This window comes from Streptomyces roseochromogenus subsp. oscitans DS 12.976 (genome assembly GCF_000497445.1).
GTDB classification, from domain to species: domain Bacteria; phylum Actinomycetota; class Actinomycetes; order Streptomycetales; family Streptomycetaceae; genus Streptomyces; species Streptomyces oscitans.
Genome location: NZ_CM002285.1, coordinates 7,737,501 through 7,743,512 on the forward strand (window position 1 = coordinate 7,737,501; position 6,012 = coordinate 7,743,512).

Genomic DNA, 6,012 nt, shown 5'->3' on the forward strand with positions numbered 1-6,012 from the left:
AAGCCGGAAATTTTAGTACGACGCTAGGCGCCGCCCCGGTGTCCGGCCACTCGAGAAGGCCGTCCCGGCCGACCTGCGCCACCCGGCCCGGCGCCCCTGAGCAGCCGTTCTTCGCGCCGTACGAGACATGCCCCACACACCGCCAAGGAGCGGACATTCAGGGGCAGTTCGCAGGGAGCGGGGGCCTCGGGCGGGCCGACGCGGAGGAAGCGAAGAGGAAACGCAGAAGGCCCCTGCGTGAGCAGGGGCCTTCGCTGGTGTCCGAGGGGGGACTTGAACCCCCACGCCCGATAAAGGGCACTAGCACCTCAAGCTAGCGCGTCTGCCATTCCGCCACCCGGACAAGGTGTCTGTCGTGCGGGGGAGCCCTTTTGGCGGGGTTTCCCTCGCGGCGACGGAGGAAACATTACCAGGCTTTCGGGGGTGGCTGATCACCCCCCGCCCCGGTGGCCCTTCGCGCGTGAACGGTGTGTGACGGGCCGGGACCGGTCTTGGGCCGGGGCCGGGGGAGAGGGAGGATGAGGAGGACCACCAGCAGCGACAGCGCGGGAGGAAGCACGTGAGCGAGACGGACGCGGCCGGGAGCATCACCGGTGAGGACGAGGTCGTGGACCTCTGCCGCGAGCTGATCCGGTTCGACACCAGCAACTACGGCGACCACTCCGGCCCCGGCGAGCGCCAGGCCGCCGAGTGGACCGCCGAGAAGCTCGCCGAGGTCGGGCTGGAGCCGAAGATCTACGAGTCGCACCCGGGCCGCGCCTCGACGGTGGCCCGTATCGAGGGCGAGGACCCGTCCCGGCCCGCGCTGCTGATCCACGGCCACCTGGACGTCGTACCGGCCAACGCCGGCGACTGGACCCACCACCCGTTCTCCGGCGAGGTCGCCGACGGGTGCGTGTGGGGGCGCGGGGCCGTCGACATGAAGGACATGGACGCCATGACCCTCGCGGTAGTGCGCGACCGGCTGCGCAGCGGCCGGCGGCCCCCTCGCGACATCGTGGTCGCCTTTCTCGCCGACGAGGAGGCCGGCGGCACCTACGGCGCCCGCCACCTGGTCGACAACCACCCCGAGCTGTTCGAGGGTGTCACCGAGGCCATCAGCGAGGTCGGTGGCTTCTCCTTCACGGTGAACGAACAGCGCCGGCTCTATCTGATCCAGACGGCCGAGAAGGGCATCCACTGGATGAAGCTGACCGTGGCCGGCACCGCCGGGCACGGCTCGATGATCCACCGGGACAACGCCATCACCGAGCTGTCCGAGGCCGTGGCCCGGGTCGGCCGGCACAAGTTCCCGGTGCGGGTCACCAAGACCACCCGGGCCTTCCTCGACGAACTCGGCGACGCGCTCGGCACCGAGCTGGACCCGGAGAACATGGAGGCCACCCTCGCCAAGCTCGGCGGCATCGCCAAGCTGATCGGGGCGACCCTCAGCAACACCGCCAACCCGACCCAGCTGAACGCCGGCTACAAGGTCAACGTCATCCCGGGCGAGGCCACCGCGCACATCGACGGACGGTTCCTGCCCGGCTATGAGGAGGAGTTCCTCAGCGACCTCGACCGGCTGCTCGGCCCCCACGTCCGGCGCGAGGACGTGCACGCCGACAAGGCGGTCGAGACCGGCTTCGACGGGGCGCTGGTGGAGGCCATGCAGTCCGCGCTGCTGGCCGAGGACCCCACCGCCAAGGCGATCCCCTACATGCTCTCCGGCGGCACCGACGCCAAGTCCTTCGACGACCTCGGCATCCGCGGCTTCGGCTTCGCCCCGCTGAAGCTGCCGCCGGAGCTGGACTTCGCCGGTATGTTCCACGGCGTGGACGAGCGGGTGCCGGTCGACGGGCTGCGGTTCGGGGTGCGCGTGCTGGACCGGTTCATCGACGCGTCGTGAGGCTCTGGGCCCAGATATTCGGGCGCGCGTACGGAGATGACTGGAACGGGTGAATGCGACGATCGGTTCGTAGCTTCATTAGTTCCTCCTCGTTACAGGTGATGTGACTCCGCACCTTGGAGTCGCATTGCCAACAAGGAGGAATAATGATCAAGAAGGTCGTCGCTGCTGCGGCTGCCACCGGTGGGCTGGTTCTCGCGGGCGCGGGCCTCGCCGTCGCAGACTCCGGAGCCCAGGGTGCCGCTGTGCACTCGCCGGGCGTTGTCTCCGGCAATGTCGTTCAGGTGCCCGCGCACGTCCCGGTGAACGTCTGCGGTAACACGGTCAACGTGATCGGGCTCCTGAACCCCGCCTTCGGCAACAAGTGCTTCAACGACTGACGACGACCTCCTGAGGGGGGCGTCTTTTCGAGCCGTCGGCCCTGGAGCGCCTGCTATGCGCTCCAGGGCCGACCGGCCTCTTGCGCGGACACATGATCCGCGAGGTTCGCAATGCAACACAACGCTACCTAGCGCAATGCAATGCGACGCAATCGCGAGGCACAGCAGGATCGAAGGCAGGGGAAATCAGAAAATGCGACAGGGCACCCGCAAGGGCCTGATGACGATGGCGGCCGCCACCGGTGTGATCGCCGCCGCGAGCGGCTATGCCCACGCCGACGCGGGCGCGTTCGGCACCGCCGCCGGCTCGCCCGGCGTACTGTCCGGCAACACGGTGCAGGCGCCGGTGCACGCGCCGGTGAACGTGTGCGGCAACACCGTGAACGTCGTCGGGCTGCTCAACCCGTCCGTGGGGAACAAGTGTGCCAACGACGACGGCACTTCGGGGGGACACGGCGGCTCCAGCGGTTCTGGCGGTTCCAGCGGTTCCGGCGGCTCGCACGCGGGCGGCCGTACCTCGGACTCGCCCGGTGTCGGCTCCGGCAACACCGTGCAGGTACCGATCGACGCGCCGGTGAACGTCTGCGGCAACAGCGTGAACGTCATCGGGGTCGGCAACGCCACCACGGACAACGACTGCGCCAACGGAGGCGGCAGCCACCACGGCCAGCCGCCGGGTGGCGGCCACGGAAACCCGCCCGGCCAGCCGGGTCACCCCGGGCATCCTGGCCACCCCGGGCATCCCGGTCACCCGGGCCACCCCGGTCACCCGGGTCATCCTGGCCACCCCGGTCACCCGACGACCCCGCCCGGCAAGGGCCGTCACACGCCCCACGGTCCCCAGGGGTCCCACGGGACTGCGCCGGTCAACCAGCAGGGCGGCCGCTCCGCCCAGCCCCTGACGAACGGGCAGCTCGCACACACCGGCAGTGATCTGCCGGTGGGCCTCGTGCTGCCGGTCGGCGCGGGCGCGCTGCTCGCGGGCGCGGTGCTCTACCGCAAGGCGCGGGCCGCGGCGTAGGTACGGCGAACGGAGCGGGCCCTGCCATGCCGGCGGGGCCCGCTCCGTTCAGCTGTCCGGGCTCACCATGTGGCACGCACCTGGCGGATGATCCGCCGGCGCAACCGCACCCGGCGGCTGCCGTCGCGCAGCAGACTCAGTCGGTCCAACTCCCAGTGTCCGTACTCGGCATGGTCCGTCAGCAGGCGTGTGGCCTCCTTGCGGGACACCCCGCGTGGCACATACACGTCGACAAATTCGTATTCCGGCATCGCATCTATTGTGCGGGCTGGGGCCCGGTACGGATAGCGTCTGCACTATGTCTGATGCTGCGCAGCCCACCGCTGCCGAGGTACGCGCCGCCGCCGAGGCGGTCAAGACCGCCCTCGATCGTCATCTGGCGGCCGTCGAACGCAGGTCGGGGGAGGACGACCCGGCTGTCTTTGAGGCGTTCAACCAGCTGGCCGCGGCCGCCGAGGTGTACGACGAGCTGCTCTACGACCGCTATGACGAGGTCACGCCCTTCGAGATCCCCGGGTCGGAGGAGCTGCCGCCGTACGCGGGCCCCGAGGAACCGAACGCGATCAGCGTGCTGATCCGCCGCGACTATGCCGTGGCGGAACCGCAGCGGCTGCTGGCGCAGGCCCAGCGGGTCGAGGCAGCGGAGTACGAGGCCGCGGGCGGCCTGGCCGAGGATGCCGCCGGTACGGTTCCGGGGGCGCTCGGCATCCTGTTCGGCGAGTTCGAACCGGACGAGATCGCTTCCCGGCACAAGGAGTTCGGCCTGGAGGAGGGCGACTCCACGCTCTGGGTCACCGCGGCGGACGAGACACCCGAGGCGGGCGAGTGGCTGGAGGCGCCGTTCGACCACATCGACCCGCAGAGTGTGGTGTGCCGGTTCGACGTGAGCGCGGTGTTCGACGACGACGTCTCCGACGAGGGCGACGAGGAGGACGACCTCGAGTTCGTCGAGGACGAGGAAGAGGTACTGGAGCCGCTGGACACCGAGAAGTAGTGCGGTGACGACGGTGCGGAGTCCGGCTGTGCCGAGTGGTCCGCGGCAGGTTCGGCACCGCCGGACTCCGCCGTCGTGGCGGAGCGCCGTGGCGGCGGAGAGGGCGGGCGGACAGAGAGCTAGTCGTTCGGGACCTGCGCGCGCAGCAGCGTCTGCAAGCGGGTCGTGCGGGGCTTGGCCGGTGTCTCCGCCACCGCCTTCGGCAGGGCCTGTTCCACCCCGTGGACCACGGACAGATGCCGCTCCGCCCGGCCGAACGCCGTGTACACCCAGGGTCTGCTGAGCGCCTGCGCCGCGTCGCCGGGCAGCACCACGACCGCCGCCAGCCAGCGGGCGCCCACCGCCTGGTGCGCGGTCAGCGCCCAGCCATGCCGTACGGCGCCCTCCACCCGCTCGCGCGGTACGACCACCGGGGCGCCCGCGCACGTCAGATGCAGCCCGTCCGCGTCGGCCTTGACCACCACACCCGGCACCGTACGGCCCGGGGCGGGGGAGTAGGCGATCCGGTCGCCGGGGTCGAAGCCGCCGAAGCGGCCGGGGCCGGGGTTGAGGCGTTCCTTCAGCGCGGAGTTGAGTGCACGGGTGCCCGCGGCGCCGCCGTGTCCCGGGGTGATCACCACGGTCTGGTCGGCCGGGATCCCGATTGCCCGCGGCACTGAGTCCGCGACCAGCTGGACCGTCCGGTGCACGGCCTCGCCCGCGTCCCGCACCGGGACGATGACGATCTCCTTGCCCGGCGCGGCGACCTGGTTCAGCTCGCCGACGCCGATACCGGAGACCAGCTCGCCGATCGGGCCCGGGTCGGGGACACGGGAGGCGATCTGCGGGCAGACGCGGGCGGCGAGCAGATCGGCGAAGACCCGCCCGGGACCGGCCGACCACAGCACCGCCGGGTCACCGCTGAGCACCAGCCGGGCCCCGTCGGGCAGCGACTCCACCAGCATCGCGGCGCTCTCCACATCGAGCTGCGGGGCGTCCAGCACGATCAGCAGGTCCAGTTCCAGCGCGCCGTCCGTGTCCCGGCCCGGTCCCTCGGCGCCGGACAGCAGACCGGCGACCGTGCCCACGCTGTGCTCCGCCGGGTCCGCCCCCGGCTGCGCGGCGATGCGGTGGCGTCCGTCCGGCGTGTGGCAGACGGCGAAGGCCCGCAGGCCCGCGGCGCGCGCGGCACCGAGCAGCGCGGCCGGTTCGGTCCGGGCCGTCTCCCCGCCGGTGTGCAGCACCAGGCCGTGTCCGGCCACCGCGCGGACCAGCTCGGCCGCCCCGCCGGAGACGGCGTCGGCGGCCGTCCGCCAGGCCTGGTCGGTCTCCTTGGACAGCGAGTTGACCAGCCGGGCCAGGCCGTCGGCGAGGCTCTCCTCGGCCAGCGCGTACCGCTCCAGGCCGACGAGGACCCGCACCGGGCGCTCCTCCTCCTCGCCCTCTTCCGCCTGCTGCGGTGCGGCGGCTCCCGGTTCCTCCAGGGCGTCCTGGAAGGCCAGGGCCTCGCCCTCCGCGAGCGTGCTCTGCACCGCCGCGTCCGGGTCCGGCACGCTCTGCCGGCCGAGCGCCGCATCGAGCGTGGGCAGCTCCAGCGCGGTGTGCCCGGCCAGGGCCGCCTGCTCCAGCAGCCAGACGGTGAGCGCGCGGCCCCGCCGCTCGTCGCCCGGACCGCCGGCGGCGCCGAGCAGCGCCCGTGCGAACCCGTCGGCCTGGTCGGGCCGTACGCCCCTGATCCGCAGCAGCTGCCAGG

Annotated in this window: 5 protein-coding genes, 1 tRNA gene and 1 pseudogene; 4 read left to right on the forward strand and 3 right to left on the reverse strand. The window is 71.9% G+C overall.

The window, feature by feature from the left end; genetic code table 11:
* Positions 1-255 precede the first annotated feature (255 nt).
* A tRNA-Leu gene (locus tag M878_RS83095) sits at positions 256-343 on the reverse strand.
* 216 nt (positions 344-559) lie between these two features.
* Here M878_RS83095 and M878_RS83100 point away from each other — a divergent pair.
* The 3 genes from M878_RS83100 (at position 560) to M878_RS83110 (ending at position 3,286) form a co-directional block, all read left to right on the forward strand.
* Positions 560-1,885 (forward strand): M20/M25/M40 family metallo-hydrolase, encoded by a 1,326-nt coding sequence (locus tag M878_RS83100; protein ID WP_023551899.1) that lies wholly within the window; start codon positions 560-562, stop codon positions 1,883-1,885.
* 146 nt (positions 1,886-2,031) lie between these two features.
* Positions 2,032-2,265, forward strand: coding sequence for a chaplin ChpH (gene chpH, locus M878_RS83105; protein ID WP_023551900.1), 234 nt, complete (start codon positions 2,032-2,034; stop codon positions 2,263-2,265).
* 193 nt (positions 2,266-2,458) lie between these two features.
* Positions 2,459-3,286: a chaplin gene (locus M878_RS83110; protein ID WP_023551901.1), complete on the forward strand. Its 828-nt coding sequence runs from the start codon at positions 2,459-2,461 to the stop codon at positions 3,284-3,286.
* 62 nt (positions 3,287-3,348) lie between these two features.
* Here M878_RS83110 and M878_RS49520 read toward each other — a convergent pair whose 3' ends face one another.
* On the reverse strand, positions 3,349-3,537 hold the full coding sequence (locus M878_RS49520) for a DUF5703 family protein (RefSeq protein ID WP_014671721.1): 189 nt from the start codon (positions 3,535-3,537) through the stop codon (positions 3,349-3,351).
* A 47-nt stretch (positions 3,538-3,584) separates the two neighbouring features.
* Here M878_RS49520 and M878_RS83115 point away from each other — a divergent pair, with 47 nt between their 5' ends.
* Positions 3,585-4,280: a hypothetical protein gene (locus M878_RS83115; RefSeq protein WP_023551903.1), complete on the forward strand. Its 696-nt coding sequence runs from the start codon at positions 3,585-3,587 to the stop codon at positions 4,278-4,280.
* 119 nt (positions 4,281-4,399) lie between these two features.
* Here the strand turns inward: M878_RS83115 and M878_RS83120 are convergent.
* Positions 4,400-6,012, reverse strand: a pseudogene (locus M878_RS83120) (DNA helicase RecD); the annotation flags it as partial.